Genomic DNA, 15255 nt, shown 5'->3' with positions numbered 1-15255 from the left:
TTCGCGAGCAGGGCTCGCTCCCACAGGGAGCGGTCTTTTAGAGATTCAAGCAGGGCGGGCTCCTCCGGATGCCGCCCTTTTTTGTGCAAGAGATTATGCAAAGCAGCAGCAACCTATTTCCTGTCGCCCTGATCAGCGCCGAACGGCGCGGTGATCTGAGCGAAGATGTGTATCGCTTGAAACCCGGTAACAGCCCCGACTTCACCGTCGAACTGGCTGTGACACGCCTTGGCATGGCCGATGAGCCGTCATCCCGTGGCGTGCCGGTGATCCTGCTGCACGGCAGCTTTTCCAATCGCCGGTTCTGGTTCTCTCCCAAGGGCCTGGGGTTGGGCGCCTATCTGGCCCGCTTGGGGTTCGACGTCTGGATTCCGGAAATGCGCGGCCATGGCCTGTCCCAGCGCAACCACGACTACCGCAAGAACCGGGTCGCCGACTACGCACGTTATGACCTGCCGGCCATTGGCGCGTTCGTGCGCGAACAGAGCGGGCAGGTGCCGCACTGGATCGGTCACTCGCTGGGCGGTACTACACTGGCCGCAGCGCTGGGTGGCGAGTACATCGGTGAGCCGGTGGTGGCCTCGGCGGCTTTTTTCGGTACACAAGTCAGTCGCACCTACTGGCCATTGAAGATTCCGCCGGTGGAGTGGAGCAGTCGCTTCATTCTCAAGCGTTTTGCCCAGTTGTCCGGAGCAAGGCTCAAGCGCGGCCCGGAGGACGAGCCGATCGGCCTGGCCCTGGAAAGCATGCGTTGGTTCGGTCTGTTCGGGCGCTTTGGCGATGCCGATAAAGACTGGTGGGCCGGTTTGGCCGAGGTCAGGTTGCCGGTGCTCGCCGTGAGTGCAGCCGGTGATCACCAGGACCCTGCGTGGGCTTGCCGCAAACTGTTCGAGCAGTTCGGTTCCGAGCACAAGCAATTTATCAATCTGGGTCGTGATCAGGGTTTCGGCGACAATTTCGGTCACGTTGAAATGCTCGTCAGCAAACCTGCCCAGGCCGAAGTCTGGCCATTGGTGACCCGCTGGCTGGCGGATCAGCAGACACCCTTGTTGGGTGGGCAAGGGGATTTGGCCGCAGCGGTTTGAGCCTGATGCTCTAACAAGGGCATTTCGCTCCGGTCGGCTTGCGGCTAAGATATGACGCATTGAGCTGTTCCGGTCACTTTGCGTGACTGAGTCATCACTGATGTTCGTGCTGTCTTCCTCTTTACAGGAGTTTCTCGATGATCCATTACCTCACGCCTGACCTGTGCGACGCCTATCCGGAACTGGTGCAGGTGCTGGAACCGATGTTCAGCAATTTCGGCGGCCGTGATTCCTTCGGCGGCGAAATCGTGACCATCAAGTGCTTCGAAGACAACTCGCTGGTCAAGGAGCAAGTCGAGCTCAAGGGCAATGGCAAGGTTCTGGTGGTCGATGGCGGCGGTTCCCTGCGCCGCGCGCTGCTGGGTGACATGCTCGCCGAGAAAGCCTCCAGCAATGGCTGGGAAGGCCTGGTGATCTATGGTTGCATCCGCGACGTCGACGTCATCGCGCAAACCGATCTGGGGGTTCAGGCGCTGGCCAGTCACCCGATGAAAACCGACAAGCGCGGTATCGGCGATCTCAACGTTGCCGTGACCTTCGCCGGCGTGACCTTCCATCCGGGCCATTACATCTATGCGGACAACAACGGCGTGATCATCTCGCCCAGTCCGCTGAAAATGCCTGAATAAAAACGGCTGCAGACCAGAGGAGTGCGGATGTTCGAGGAGGAAAACGCGCAATGGGGGCTGGTGCATGCCCTGGTGCTGGACGGTAGAGGCGGTGCGCGTTCGATTGCCCGGACTGAACTTGACGACTTGCAGTTGCAGGCCCATGAAAGCCTGTGGTTGCACTGGGATCGCAGTCATCCGCAAACCCGGACCTGGCTACGCAAATCCAGTGGTCTGAGCGAGTTCAGCTGTGACCTGTTGCTCGAAGAAAACACCCGTCCGCGACTTTTACAGCTTTCGGACGGCGAACTGCTGCTGTTTTTGCGCGGGGTCAATCTGAACCCCGGTGCCGAACCGGAAGACATGGTGTCGGTGCGGATCTTCGGTTCTGCCCAGCGTGTCATTTCCCTGCGTTTGCGTCCGTTGCGCGCCACTGACGAGTTGCTGGTGCAACTGTCCGAGGGCAAGGGGCCGAAAACCGCCTCCGAACTCATCCTTTGCATGGCGCAGTACCTCACCAACAAGGTGCAGGATCTGGTCAGTTGCCTCTCGGAAGTGGTCGACGAGGAAGAAGAGAAGCTGGATGCCGACGAACGGTATACACCTGAACACGGGGCGGTTTTGCAGATTCGTCGGCGGGCGGCAGCGTTGAAGCGCTTTCTTGCTCCGCAGCGGGATATTTTCGGGCAGTTGACGCGAATCAAGTTGCCCTGGTTCGTCGAGGACGACGGTGATTACTGGAACGAATTGAACAACAGCCTGACCCGCTACCTCGAGGAACTGGAACTGACCCGGGAGCGGGTGGGGCTGGTCCTGGAGGCTGAAGACCGTCGCTTGAGCGTGCGCATGAACCGCACGATGTATCGCTTCGGGATCATCACCGGGATCTTTTTGCCCATGAGTTTTCTGGCCGGGCTTTTGGGGATCAACGTCGGTGGCATTCCATTCTCTGCCAGCCCTTACGGCTTTCTGATCGCCTGCCTGATGATGGTCTCGGTGGCATTGGGGCAATGGTGGTTATTCCGACGTTTGCGCTGGGTCTGAGGGAATGCATGTGACCCGACCAAAACTGACCGCGTCTCCCACAGACATCACGAGAGGTGCGTATGCACGATCCGTTTGAACAGTCTTTGCGCGACATGCTCAACGCCTCACCGTCCACCCGGGACGACGATGCGTGTCTGGGGCGTGTGCTGAAAACCGCCAACCGCCAGGTCGGCGCCGGTGATTTGTTCAGCCTGCTGGGGCGCTGGTTGCCCGCACTGATGATTGCCCTGAATAACGGATCGGCCCATGTCTCGCCGGTATCCCGTCTTCGTAAACCTGCTGCCCGCACTGCTGATAAGGCTGATTGAATATGGAACTTGATCTCTGGACACAGAGCCTCGTCACTGCAATGACTGCGTTGTGGACCAAGGTTGCGAACTTCATTCCAAACCTGTTCGGCGCACTGGTTGTGCTGCTGTTGGGTTTTGTCGTGGCGAAACTGCTGGACACCTTGCTTTCCAAATTGCTCGCCAAACTGGGCCTGGACCGCTTGATGGGCGGCACTGGCCTGACCAAGCTGATGTCCCGCGCTGGATTGCAGGTTCCCATCTCGACCCTGATCGGCAAGATCGTCTATTGGTTCGTTCTGCTTATTTTTCTGGTTTCTGCCGCAGAATCCCTTGGACTTGAGCGAGTATCAGCTACGCTGGATATGCTTGCGCTGTATTTGCCGAAGGTATTCGGCGCGGCGCTGGTGTTGCTGGTAGGTGTTTTGCTGGCACAACTGGCCAACGGGCTGGTGCGCGGAGCGGCAGAAGGCGTGGGGCTGGACTATGCTTCAGGGCTTGGACGAATTGCCCAGGGCCTGGTGATCATCATCAGTATTTCGGTGGCGATCAGCCAGTTGGAGGTCAAGACCGACCTGCTGAACCACGTGATCGTGATTGTGCTGATAACCGTTGGTCTGGCGGTAGCGCTGGCCATGGGGTTGGGAAGCCGGGAAATAGCCGGCCAGATTCTTGCGGGAATCTACGTGCGTGAGCTGTATCAGGTTGGGCAACAAGTGCGTGTTGGCGAGGTCGAAGGCCAGATCGAAGAGATCGGCACGGTTAAAACCACATTGCTGACCGATGAGGGTGAGCTAGTCTCTCTTTCCAATCGGATCCTCCTCGAGCAGCATGTGAGTAGCCGCTAACCCGGCAAACCCTGCTAATGTATGCCGCCGCAAAATGCCAGCTGACGCTGGCTGCGGAGGATATTGACCTGACTGTCGGCCCGACTTGTTTTGAATAAAGCTCAATCGCTATCCATGCGCTACGACCCCCGCGAGCTCTCTGATGAGGAGTTGGTCGCGCGCTCGCATACCGAGCTGTTTCACGTAACACGCGCCTACGAAGAACTGATGCGGCGTTACCAGCGAACATTATTTAACGTGTGTGCAAGATATCTCGGGAACGATCGCGATGCAGACGATGTCTGTCAGGAGGTCATGTTGAAGGTGCTGTATGGCCTGAAGAACTTCGAAGGTAAATCGAAGTTCAAGACGTGGCTATATAGCATCACCTACAACGAGTGCATCACACAGTATCGCAAGGAACGGCGAAAGCGTCGCTTGATGGACGCATTGAGTCTTGACCCCCTCGAGGAGGCGTCCGAAGAAAAGGCGCCGAAACCTGAGGAAAAAGGAGGACTTGATCGCTGGTTGGTGTATGTGAACCCGATCGATCGTGAAATTCTGGTGCTACGTTTTGTCGCAGAGCTGGAGTTTCAGGAAATCGCAGACATCATGCATATGGGTTTGAGCGCAACAAAAATGCGGTACAAACGCGCTCTAGATAAATTGCGTGAGAAATTTGCAGGCATTGCTGAAACTTAGTTCAGCGCAAATATCTCTTACGTGTAGGCAAGTTCTGTTAGACTTGCCGCCGAGTTGTCCCCCGGTTTGCGGGACTGCTTCACAATCACCAGATGGGGATTTAACGGATGAAACTGAAAAACACCTTGGGCTTGGCCATTGGTTCTCTTATTGCCGCCACTTCCATCGGCGCTCTGGCACAGGGCCAAGGCGCAGTTGAAATCGAAGGCTACGCAAAGAAGCAATATTTCGATAGCGACCGTAACTTCAAGAACGACGGCATCCTGCCGGGTGGTTCGATCGGTTACTTCCTGACAGACGACGTTGAACTGCGTCTGGCCTACGACGAAGTGCACAACGCCCGTGCAAACGATGGCAAGAACGTTAAGGGCGCGAACACCGCTCTGGACGCTCTGTACCACTTCAACAACCCAGGCGACATGCTGCGTCCTTACGTCTCGGGCGGTTTCTCCGACCAGAGCATCGACCAGAACGGCTCGAACGGTCGTAACCGTTCCACCTTCGCCAACGTTGGCGGCGGTGCCAAGCTGTACTTCACCGACAACTTCTACGCCCGTGCTGGCGTTGAAGCTCAATACAACATCGACCAGGGCAACACCGAGTGGGCTCCTAGCATCGGTCTGGGTGTGAACTTCGGTGGCGGCAGCAAGCCAGCTGCTGCTCCAGTTCCAGCTCCGGAAGTTTGCTCTGACAGCGACAACGATGGCGTTTGCGACAACGTTGACAAGTGCCCAGACACCCCAGCTAACGTAACTGTTGACGCTGACGGCTGCCCGGCAGTTGCTGAAGTTGTTCGTGTTGAGCTGGACGTGAAGTTCGACTTCGACAAGTCGGTAGTCAAGCCAAACAGCTACGGCGACATCAAGAACCTGGCTGACTTCATGAAGCAGTACCCATCCACCACCACTACTGTTGAAGGTCACACTGACTCCGTCGGTCCTGACGCTTACAACCAGAAACTGTCCGAGCGTCGTGCAAACGCCGTTAAGCAAGTTCTGACCAACCAGTACGGTGTTGAATCGTCCCGCGTTCAGTCCGTTGGCTACGGCGAATCCCGCCCAGTTGCTGACAACAAAACTGAAGCTGGTCGCGCTGTTAACCGTCGCGTAGAAGCGCAGGTTGAAGCTCAAGCTAAGTAATTAGCCCGCAGCTCTGAGAAAAGCCCGGCTCAGGCCGGGCTTTTCTTTGTCTGCGATTTGGGTTTTTGCGTTGCTTCCAAAGGATCGCAGCCTGCGGCAGCTCCTACAGAGATAAATGCCGAACCCGTGTAGGAGCTGCCGAAGGCTGCGATCTTTTGATTTCATCACAGGCCGCCACAGCACCGATCACTAGGATCGCCGGACTTTTCAACTGGAAGCTATGGGCATCGTCCTCCATGGCTGTCAGGTCGCTCCAACATTCCCTTTGGTGCGGCAGGGAAGCATTTTCGATCATTGCCACGGGCGTATCGGCTGCCATTCCACCGGCCAGCAGTTGCTCACGGATCTCGCTGAGCTTCGCCACCCCCATGTAGATCACCAGTGTCGTGCCACCTTGTGCCAGCGCTTGCCAGTTCAGGCTGCTGTCATCCTGAGTGTGGGCGGTCACCAGCGTTACCCCTCGTGCCACGCCGCGCAGGGTCAATGGAATATCGCATTGCGTTGCGCCCGCCAGGCCGGCGGTGATGCCATTGACCAGCTCAACCTCGACACCACGCTCGCGCAGCCACTGCGCTTCTTCACCGCCACGCCCGAAGATGCACGGGTCGCCACCCTTGAGGCGTACCACGCATTTACCCTGACGGGCATAACGCAACATCAGGCGATGGATAAAGGCTTGCGGCGTTGAACGACAGCCACCGCGCTTACCCACAGGAATTATCCGCGCGCCGGGGCAGTGCTCCAGCACCGCATCGTTGACCAGATCATCGATCAACACGACATCCGCTTCTCTCAACGCCCGAACGGCTTTGAGGGTCAGCAATTCAGGATCACCAGGACCTGCACCCACCAGCCAGACTTTTGCGCTCATAGTGTTTTCCTCACGAGATGGCGGCTTGCGGCTGCGCGGTGGCGGCCAACAAACGCTTGATTTCCGGGACGCAGGAGCCGCATTGCGTGCCGCAACCCAATTCTTGTTTCAAGCCCGGCAAGTCCAGGCCGCGGCGGATGCCGGCGCAGACCGCGTTTTGGCTGACGTTTTTGCAGTTGCACAGGGTTTTGTTACCGATCGCTTCGGCGTCAACCTGGCCCGGTGGGGCACTCAGTGGCGCGAGCAGCCAGCGCCGTAGCTGTACATCGGCGCGACCTTCGAGCCAGAGGTTTTGCAGCCAGTGCCGGGCGAGGGTTTCACCCGCCAGGCGGATCGCGGTGATCCGGCCGTTCTCGATTCGCACCCGCTTACCGATGGAGCGTCGTGGATCGTCGTAGGCCAGGACCGGTCCGTCGTTGAGCCCCAGGCATTGATCGATATCGCGCAGCAGTTGCGGATCTGGCGCGGTGGCGCTGGCAGCGCGTATCAGCAGTGCAGGGCGCTCACGACCGGTCAGGCTGAGGCTGACGTAGGAAAACGTCTCGCAGAGGGGGCGTAGAGTCTCAAAATGTTGTTGGACATCGCCCTCTATCAGCGCGAAAAGGTGCCAGGGCAATTGCACCGGTTCCAGGCGCACGCCGCTGTGTTTGAGCTCCGGTTGTTTCGACAACGGGTCGAAGGCGGGCAGGGTGAGGCTGTTCACGCCGCCCTTGAGAAAACGGTCACCAAAATGCATCGGCAAGAAGGCTTGGCCCGGACGCACGCTGTCGTCACTGGCGACCGGCACGATCACCGCGCCGCGGCGGCTTTTCAGGCTGATCAAATCACCCGTTTGCAGGCGATGCCTGCGCAACTCATCCGGGTGCAGGCTCAACACGGCTTCACTGACATGGCCGAACAACTGCGCGGCAGTGCCGGTGCGGCTCATGCCGTGCCATTGATCGCGCAGACGACCGGTGATCAGCGTCAGCGGGAAGCGCGCATCCCGTTGTTCCTTGGCGGCGCGATACGGATCGGCCACGAACTGCGCGCGTCCGCTGGCGGTCGGGAAAATGCCGTCGAGATAGAGGCGGGCGGTGCCTGCGCTGGACCCCGCAGGAAAGGGCCATTGCTGCGGGCCGATGGTGTCGATCAAGCCGTGGCTGATCCCGGACAAATCCAGATCGCGGCCCTGTGTCAGCTGCTTGTATTCGTCGAAGACCTGCGCCGGGGTGTCAAAGGCAAACAGGCTGGTGGCTTGCGGGCGCAGATGTTTTTCCAGGCGCTGTGCGAAATCCACCGTGATCGTCCAGTCCGGGCGTGCTTCACCCGGTGCGACGATCGCGCGGCGGACGTGGGAAATACGCCGTTCGGAGTTGGTCACCGTGCCGTCCTTTTCGCCCCAGCTGGCGGCGGGCAACAACAGGTCGGCAAACCTGGCGGTTTCAGTGGTGCGAAAGGCCTCCTGCAAGACCACGAACGGGCAGGCCTCCAGTGCCGCGCGCACGGCAGCCTGATCGGGAAGAGACTGCGCGGGGTTGGTGCAGGCGATCCACAGGGCTTTGATCTTGCCGCTGCCCACCTGCTCAAACAACTCGATGGCAGTCAGCCCCGGGTTTTCTGGCAGTTGATCAACGCCCCAGTAAGCGGCCACGTCGGCACGGTGCTCTGGGTTGGCGGCGTCACGATGACCCGGCAGCAGGTTGGACAGGCTACCGGTTTCCCGCCCGCCCATGGCATTCGGCTGACCGGTCAGCGAGAAAGGACCTGCACCCGGACGGCCAATCTGCCCGGTGGCCAGGTGCAGATTGATCAGTGCACTGTTTTTCGCGCTGCCGGCGGTGGACTGGTTCAACCCCATGCACCACAGCGACAGGAAAGACGGTGATGTGCCGATCCACTCGGCACATTGCTGCAATTGCCCGACGCTGATTCCGCAGAGCTGCGACACCATCTGCGGTGTGTAATCGCGCACCAGTTTCTTCAGCTCGGGCAAGCCTTCGGTATGGTCCTTGATGAAGTCACGGTCGATCCAGTCTTCCCACAGCAGCAGATGCAAAATCCCATGGAACAAGGCGACATCGGTGCCGGGCAAAATCGCCAGGTGCAGGTCAGCCAGATCGCAGGTGTCCGTCCGACGTGGGTCAATGACGATGACTTTCATCTGCGGCCGGCGGGATCTGGCTTCTTCCAGTCGGCGAAACAGTACCGGGTGAGCGTAGGCCATGTTACTGCCGACGATCATCACGCAATCGCTCAATTCCAGGTCTTCATAGCTGCATGGCGGGGCGTCGGCGCCCAGGCTGCGCTTGTAGCCGACCACCGCCGACGACATGCACAGCCGTGAGTTGCTGTCGATGTTGTTGGTGCCCACCAGCGCCCGAGCCAGTTTGTTGAAGGCGTAGTAGTCCTCGGTCAGCAGTTGCCCGGAAATGTAGAACGCCACGCTGTCCGGGCCATGCTCGGCAATGGTTTGGGCGAAAACGCTGGCGGCGTGATCAAGCGCGGTATCCCAGTCGGTGCGGCTGCGCGCCAGGCCTTTGCCCAGGCGCAGTTCCGGGTACAGCGCCCTTGCCGTCAAGTCGCCGGTCAAATGCAGGGTTGATCCCTTGCTGCACAACTTGCCGAAATTGGCCGGGTGTGCCGGATCGCCGCTGACGCCGAGGATGCGCTCGCCGTCATGCTCGATCAGCACGCCGCAGCCGACCCCGCAATAGCAGCAGGTGGACGCGGTGATCTGGCGGTCCATCAGCCTGCGTCCCGCAAGGCCAGCATCACGCGGCCATTTTCGACCCGCGCCGGATGGTGGTGGGCGCAGCCGACGTCCGGGGCCAGGGCTTCGCCGCTTTGCAGGTCGATTTGCCAGTTGTGCAGCGGGCAGGCCACGCGCTTGCCGTAGATCAAACCTTGGGACAGCGGTCCGCCCTTGTGCGGGCAACGGTCGTCGAGGGCGAACACTTCATCGTCGCTGGTACGGAAAATCGCGATGTCGCCTTTAGGGCCGGCAACGATCCGCGAGCCCAGGGCATTGATTTCATCCAGTGCGCAGATATCCAGCCAGTTCATGCCAGCACCTCCAGGTTTTTCACGGGGATGACGTCGAATTCTTTTTTCAGTTGCGGCTGTTCCAGGCGTTCTTTCCACGGGTCCTGTTCGAACGACAGGGAGAACTGCAGGCGATCGTTGAGCGCCTTGCGCCGCTCCGGGTCTTCCAGCACGGCCTTCTTGATGTGGTCCATGCCGACCCGTTGCAGGTAGTGCACGGTGCGTTCGAGGTAAAAGGCTTCTTCGCGATAGAGCTGCAGGAATGCGCCGTTGTATTCGCGGACTTCTTCGGCGGTTTTCAGTTTGACGAAGAACTCCGCGACTTCGGTCTTGATCCCGCCGTTGCCGCCGATGTACATCTCCCAGCCGGAATCGACGCCGATGATTCCTACGTCCTTGATGCCCGCTTCCGAACAGTTGCGCGGGCAACCGGAGACAGCCAGTTTCACTTTGTGCGGCGACCACATGTTGAACAGGTCGTGCTCCAGCTCGATGCCCAACTGTGTGGAGTTCTGGGTGCCAAAGCGGCAGAACTCGCTGCCGACGCAGGTCTTCACGGTGCGGATGGATTTGCCGTAGGCATGGCCGGACGGCATGTCGAGGTCTTTCCAGACGCCCGGCAAGTCCTGCTTCTTGATCCCCAACAAGTCGATGCGCTGGCCGCCGGTGACCTTGACCATCGGCACGTTGTACTTGTCGGCAACGTCGGCAATGCGCCGCAGTTCCGAAGGATTGGTCACGCCGCCCCACATCCGCGGGACTACCGAGTAGGTGCCGTCTTTCTGAATGTTGGCGTGGGCGCGTTCGTTGATCAGGCGCGATTGCGGATCATCTTTGGCTTCCCCTGGCCAGGTGGAAATCAGGTAGTAGTTGAGCGCCGGCCGGCAGGTGGCGCAGCCGTTGGGTGTGCGCCAGTTCAGGTAGCTCAGGGTGCCGGCGATCGTCAGCAGGTGCTGCTCGCGGATGGCCTGGCGGATTTGCCCGTGGTTGAGGTCGCTGCAGCCGCAGATGGCCTTTTCGCTTTTCGGTTTGACGTCGGCGGCGCCGCCCACGGTGTTGATCAGGATCTGCTCCACCAAACCCGCGCACGAACCGCAGGAGCTGGCAGCCTTGGTGTGTTTCTTCACTTCGTCGACACTGAACAGCCCGTGTTCCTGAATGGCCTTGACGATGGTGCCTTTGCACACGCCGTTGCAGCCGCAGACTTCGGCCGTGTCGGCCATGCTCATGGCTTTGTCCTGGCCCTGGTGCCCTACGTCGCCCAAAGCGTTTTCGCCAAACATCAGATGATCGCGGATCTCACTGATGGCGTGGTTTTCACGGATCTGCCGGAAATACCAGCCGCCATCGGCCGTATCGCCGTACAGGCAGGCGCCGACCAGCACGTCGTCCTTGATCACCAGTTTCTTGTAGACCCCGCCAATCGGGTCGGAGAGGGTGATGGTCTCGGTGCCTTCACCGCCCATGAAGTCGCCAGCGGAAAACAGGTCGATGCCGGTAACCTTCAGCTTGGTGGAGGTCACCGATCCCTTGTAAGTGGCAAAACCCAGTTGGGCGAGGTGGTTGGCGCAGACTTTGGCCTGCTCGAACAGCGGCGCCACCAGACCATAGGCGATGCCGCGGTGACTGGCGCACTCGCCGATGGCGTAGATCCGCGGGTCATAGGTTTGCAGGGTGTCGTTGACCAGAATCCCGCGATTGCACGGAATGCCGGATTTTTCTGCCAGTTCGGTATTGGGGCGAATGCCGGCGGCCATCACCACCAGGTCAGCGGGGATGATGTCGCCATTCTTGAATTGCACCGAACCGACCCGGCCATTGCCCGCGTCGTGCAAAGCCTGGGTTTGCTCGCACAGACGGAAATGCAGGCCGCGAGACTCCAGGGCGGTTTGCAGCAGCTGGCCGCTGGTCTTGTCCAGTTGCCGCTCCAGCAGCCACTCGCCGATATGCACCACGGTGACGTGCATGCCCCGCAGCATCAGGCCGTTGGCGGCCTCCAGGCCGAGCAGGCCGCCGCCGATCACCACGGCGTGCCGGTAGGTTTTCGCGGTGTCGATCATGGCCTGGGTATCGGCGATGTCGCGGTAGCCGATCACGCCCTCGAGGGTGTTACCTGGAATGGGCAGGATGAAAGGCGTCGAGCCGGTGGCGATCAGCAGGCGATCGTATTCGGCTTCACTGCCGTCTTCGGCAATGACCCGGCGCTTGACCCGGTCGATCTCCACCACTTTGCGGTTGAGCAGCAGTTTGATGTTGTTGTCCAGGTACCAGTCCAGGTCGTTGAGCACGATCTCTTCGAAGGTCTGTTCGCCCGCCAGCACCGGCGACAACAGGATGCGGTTGTAGTTGGTGTGCGGTTCGGCGCCGAAGACCGTGATGTCGTACAGCTCGGTGCTCAGCTTGAGCAGTTCTTCCAGGGTCCGGACCCCGGCCATGCCGTTGCCGATCATCACCAGTTTTAGTTTTTTCATCAGGTTCTCCGGGGAGTCCAGGCCTGCCTCATCAGGGTTCAGGCCATGCTCGACAAATTTTGCGCAAACAAAAAAAGGCGTCCCGCTAGTTGCCTAGCGAGGACGCCTTTGTCCTGGTCCCGTTCTCTCGGGAAGTGCAGCCTTCGTCGTTGAAGCCTGCGCTTTATGTCTGTTGAAAAGGGTAATGCAGTGGTTGTGCCAAGTTGCTCAGGCCCCGTGTTTGTTGGCGTTCTTCCCGTTCGCAAGGGCAGGGTCGCGAGGGAATGCACCGATTAAAGGCGCGTTGCCCGCTAATGGAGCGCCACCACCAGCAGCACCAGGTTGAGCAGCAGCGATACCAGCGCCAATGTCCGCCAGACTTTCAGCGGCTCGCGCTCCAGCAAGGGTTTGGGGCGCACGCTCAAACTGCGGCGTTCGCCTTGCTCGATCAACAGCAGCCATTCTTCCGCCGTTTCGAAACGTTGTTCGGGGGCCGCCGCCACGGCGCGTTCCAGGTGATGGGCGATCCATTCCGGCAGGTCGGGCCGGTAGCGGCTGGCGTTGACCGGGAGACCAAACCTCGGACGCTGGAACGCTTCGATTTCGCCATAGGGATAGTGCCCGGTGAGCAGGAAATACAAGGTCACACCAACGGCATACAGGTCCTGCTGTGGCGTCGGCACGTCGCCACGAAAGGCTTCCGGCGCGATGTAGCTGGGTGTACCCGGCAGAGCCCAGGGCAGATCTTGCGAGAGACCGGGGCAGTAGGCGAGGCCGAAATCCAGCAGGCGCAGTTCGCCGTCGTCCCCCAGCAACAGGTTTTCCGGTTTGATATCGCGATGCAGAATCTGTCGTCGATGCAACAGGCCGACCGCTCGCAGCAAGCGTTCGGCGATGTCTTGCCACTGCGGCAGCGGCAACGGTCCGCTTTGCTCATGCCGTTGCGCCAGGGTAGCGCCCGAATATTCGCGCATCACGTAGTACAAATGCTGACGCTGACTGGCGGCATGCACTTCAGGAAAATGCCGACCGGCCACGCGTTTGAGAAACCACTCTTCCGACAGCAAGGCTTGCCCGGCCTGGTGATCGTCGTGCAGGCGCCCAGGCAGGGTTTTCAGCAGCCAGGGTTGTTGCTGAGAGTCGCGCACGCGATAAAGCAGCGATTGCTGGCTCTGCGCGACGATCCCTTCGACCTGCCAGCCCTCGAACGCCTGGCCCGGTTTCAGGGCCGGCGGCAGTGGCCATTGCTGCAAGTGAATCAACGCGTCGCCAATGTTCGCCTCACCGAGGGCGTCGACCCGCACCAGCAAGGCGCTGGCGTTGTCCTGGCTGCCAGCCAGGTGTGCGGCATTGACCAGGGTCTGTGCAGCGCTGTGCAAGTCCGGTTGATCACGCAGGATCGCCGCAATGGCGGTATCGCCGAGGACGGCCCAGATGCCGTCGCTGAGCAGGACGAAGCTTTCATCGAGGCGCAATTCACCGTCGAGAAAATCCAGCACCAGGTGTTGATCGAGCCCCAGCGCCCGTTTCAGCACATGCTGCATGCCCGGCTGGTCCCAGACGTGATCCTCGCTGATTCGCTGCAATCGGTCGGCGTGCCAGCGATACACCCGGCAATCGCCGACATGGGCCAGGGTAAAGCGCCGGCCACGCAGGACCAGCGCACTGAGGGTGGTCAGCAGCGGTTGTCCGCCGCCATTGGCCTGCAACCAACGGTTTTGCGCCAGCAACAGGCGATCGAGTGCCTGCGCCACGCTCCAGGTTTCCGGCGTGGCGTAGTAATCCAGCGCCAGGGCCTGCAGCGTCGAACGGGCCGCCAGGCCGCCATCGGCGCACTGGCTGACGCCGTCGGCGATAGCGAACAGATAGCCTTTGCTCGCCGCCAGCGCCGGGGCCGGCGTGACCAGGCGCAGGGCATCCTGGTTCTCTTCGCGCGGACCGATGGCGCTGGCTTCGGCGAAACTCAGTTGCAGGCTCATCGAGGCGTCAGACCCGCGCAGCCGTCACGGCCGCCGAACCCCAGGTGGTTCTCCAGCGTCGTTTCACGCCGTGCAGGCCGAACCAGGCCAGAATGCCGAGGCTGGCGAACAACCACAGGGCCAGTTGATAGCTGCCGGTGCTTTGCTTGATCGCGCCCATGCCGGCCGCGAGGGCAAAACCACCGATGCCGCCGGCCATGCCGATCAGGCCGGTCATCACACCGATCTCCCGACGAAACCGCTGCGGCACCAACTGGAACACCGCGCCATTGCCGGCGCCCAGGCCGAGCATGGTGCAGACGAAAAGTGCCAGTGCGGCGTAGGAATTCGGCAGGTTGAAACCGACCGCGGTAATACAGATCGCCGCGACGGTGTACATCGCCAACAAGGTCCGAATGCCACCGAACCGGTCAGCCAGCGCGCCGCCCAAGGGGCGCATCAGACTGCCGCCGAACACGCAGGCCGCCGTGTAGTAACCGGCCGTTACCGGGCTCAGGCCGTACTGGTCGTTGAAATAGCCGGGCAGGGCGCTGGCCAGGCCGATGAAGCCGCCGAACGTCACGCTGTAGAAAAACATGAACCACCAGCTGTCACGATCGCCCAGGGCCTTGAAGTAGTCGGCCATGGATTTGGCTTTTGGTCGCTCGGGGGCGTTTTTCGCCAGCCAGGCAAAGACGATCAGGGTCAGGATCAGCGGAATCAGGGCGAAGCCGAATACGTTGCTCCAGCCAAACGCCGCCGCCAGTACCGGGGCGATCAAGGCGGCGAATACCGTACCCGAGTTGCCGGCGCCGGCGATGCCCATGGCCTTGCCTTGATGCTGCGGCGGATACCACTGCGAGGCCAGGGGCAGGGCAACGGCAAAGGACGCACCGGCCATGCCGAGGAACAGACCCAGCAGCAGCGCTTGCTCGTAGCTGTGGATGCCGAGCTTCCAGGCGCCGAACAGCGCGCAGATCACGATGACCTGGCCGATCAGGCCGGCGGTTTTGGGCGACAGGCGATCAGCCAGCATCCCCATGACAAAACGCAAGACCGCCCCGGCCAGAATCGGCGTGGCGACCACCAGCCCGCGTTGCTGTGTCGTCAGGTGCAGGTCGGCGGCGATCTGCACCGCCAGAGGTCCGAGCAGGTACCAGACCATGAAGCTCAGGTCGAAATAGAGGAAGGCTGCGAACAATGTGGGGGTGTGGCCGGATTTCCAGAAGCTTGAATTCATTGCGCACCTCAGCTGTG

The 15255-nt window shown here is 60.4% G+C and carries 13 protein-coding genes; 7 read left to right on the top strand and 6 right to left on the bottom strand.

What is annotated here, in order from left to right:
- The first annotated feature begins 95 nt into the window (after window positions 1-95).
- The 7 genes from AC07YV_RS06135 to AC07YV_RS06105 all read left to right on the top strand — a co-directional run bounded on the left by AC07YV_RS06135 (window position 96) and on the right by AC07YV_RS06105 (window position 5695).
- Window positions 96-1085, top strand: coding sequence for an alpha/beta fold hydrolase (locus tag AC07YV_RS06135; protein WP_102698813.1), 990 nt, complete (start codon window positions 96-98; stop codon window positions 1083-1085).
- A gap of 140 nt (window positions 1086-1225) precedes the next feature.
- Window positions 1226-1714 (top strand): ribonuclease E activity regulator RraA, encoded by a 489-nt coding sequence (gene rraA, locus AC07YV_RS06130; protein WP_173900792.1) that lies wholly within the window; start codon window positions 1226-1228, stop codon window positions 1712-1714.
- A 27-nt stretch (window positions 1715-1741) separates the two neighbouring features.
- Window positions 1742-2737 carry a zinc transporter ZntB gene (locus AC07YV_RS06125; RefSeq protein ID WP_095965148.1) on the top strand — a complete coding sequence of 332 codons (996 nt, stop codon included), beginning with the start codon at window positions 1742-1744 and terminating at the stop codon, window positions 2735-2737.
- A gap of 62 nt (window positions 2738-2799) precedes the next feature.
- Window positions 2800-3048 carry a hypothetical protein gene (locus tag AC07YV_RS06120; protein WP_007971509.1) on the top strand — a complete coding sequence of 83 codons (249 nt, stop codon included), beginning with the start codon at window positions 2800-2802 and terminating at the stop codon, window positions 3046-3048.
- Between the two features lie 2 nt (window positions 3049-3050).
- Window positions 3051-3875 carry a mechanosensitive ion channel family protein gene (locus tag AC07YV_RS06115; protein WP_007916401.1) on the top strand — a complete coding sequence of 275 codons (825 nt, stop codon included), beginning with the start codon at window positions 3051-3053 and terminating at the stop codon, window positions 3873-3875.
- A gap of 90 nt (window positions 3876-3965) precedes the next feature.
- Entirely contained in the window at window positions 3966-4556 is a 591-nt protein-coding gene (gene sigX / locus AC07YV_RS06110) for an RNA polymerase sigma factor SigX (RefSeq protein ID WP_075949123.1), read from the top strand.
- Window positions 4557-4663: 107 nt separating this feature from the next.
- A complete protein-coding gene (locus tag AC07YV_RS06105; protein WP_102698812.1) occupies window positions 4664-5695 on the top strand; it encodes an OmpA family protein in 1032 nt (343 codons plus the stop codon).
- Window positions 5696-5798: 103 nt separating this feature from the next.
- On the opposite strand, the gene cobA is transcribed toward AC07YV_RS06105, so the two are convergent.
- The 6 genes from cobA to AC07YV_RS06075 all read right to left on the bottom strand — a co-directional run bounded on the left by cobA (window position 5799) and on the right by AC07YV_RS06075 (window position 15238).
- Window positions 5799-6566 (bottom strand): uroporphyrinogen-III C-methyltransferase, encoded by a 768-nt coding sequence (gene cobA / locus AC07YV_RS06100; protein WP_102698811.1) that lies wholly within the window; start codon window positions 6564-6566, stop codon window positions 5799-5801.
- Window positions 6567-6576: 10 nt separating this feature from the next.
- On the bottom strand, window positions 6577-9294 hold the full coding sequence (locus AC07YV_RS06095) for a nitrate reductase (protein WP_102698810.1): 2718 nt from the start codon (window positions 9292-9294) through the stop codon (window positions 6577-6579).
- Window positions 9294-9611, bottom strand: coding sequence for a nitrite reductase small subunit NirD (gene nirD, locus AC07YV_RS06090; protein ID WP_102698809.1), 318 nt, complete (start codon window positions 9609-9611; stop codon window positions 9294-9296). The genes AC07YV_RS06095 and nirD overlap by 1 nt, the downstream gene beginning before the upstream one ends.
- A complete protein-coding gene (gene nirB, locus AC07YV_RS06085) occupies window positions 9608-12061 on the bottom strand; it encodes a nitrite reductase large subunit NirB (protein WP_102698808.1) in 2454 nt (817 codons plus the stop codon). Before nirB ends, nirD begins: the two co-directional genes overlap by 4 nt.
- Before the next feature lie 290 nt (window positions 12062-12351).
- Entirely contained in the window at window positions 12352-14019 is a 1668-nt protein-coding gene (locus AC07YV_RS06080) for a bifunctional protein-serine/threonine kinase/phosphatase (protein ID WP_102698807.1), read from the bottom strand.
- Window positions 14020-14026: 7 nt separating this feature from the next.
- The gene (locus AC07YV_RS06075; protein WP_095965153.1) at window positions 14027-15238 is read right to left on the bottom strand and encodes a nitrate/nitrite transporter; all 1212 of its coding nucleotides are present in this window, start codon (window positions 15236-15238) and stop codon (window positions 14027-14029) included.
- Window positions 15239-15255: the final 17 nt, after the last annotated feature.

This window comes from Pseudomonas sp. GW456-E7 (genome assembly GCF_059424105.1).
Note: the sequence above shows the minus strand (reverse complement) of the source record. Positions and strands in the feature narration are given on the sequence as shown.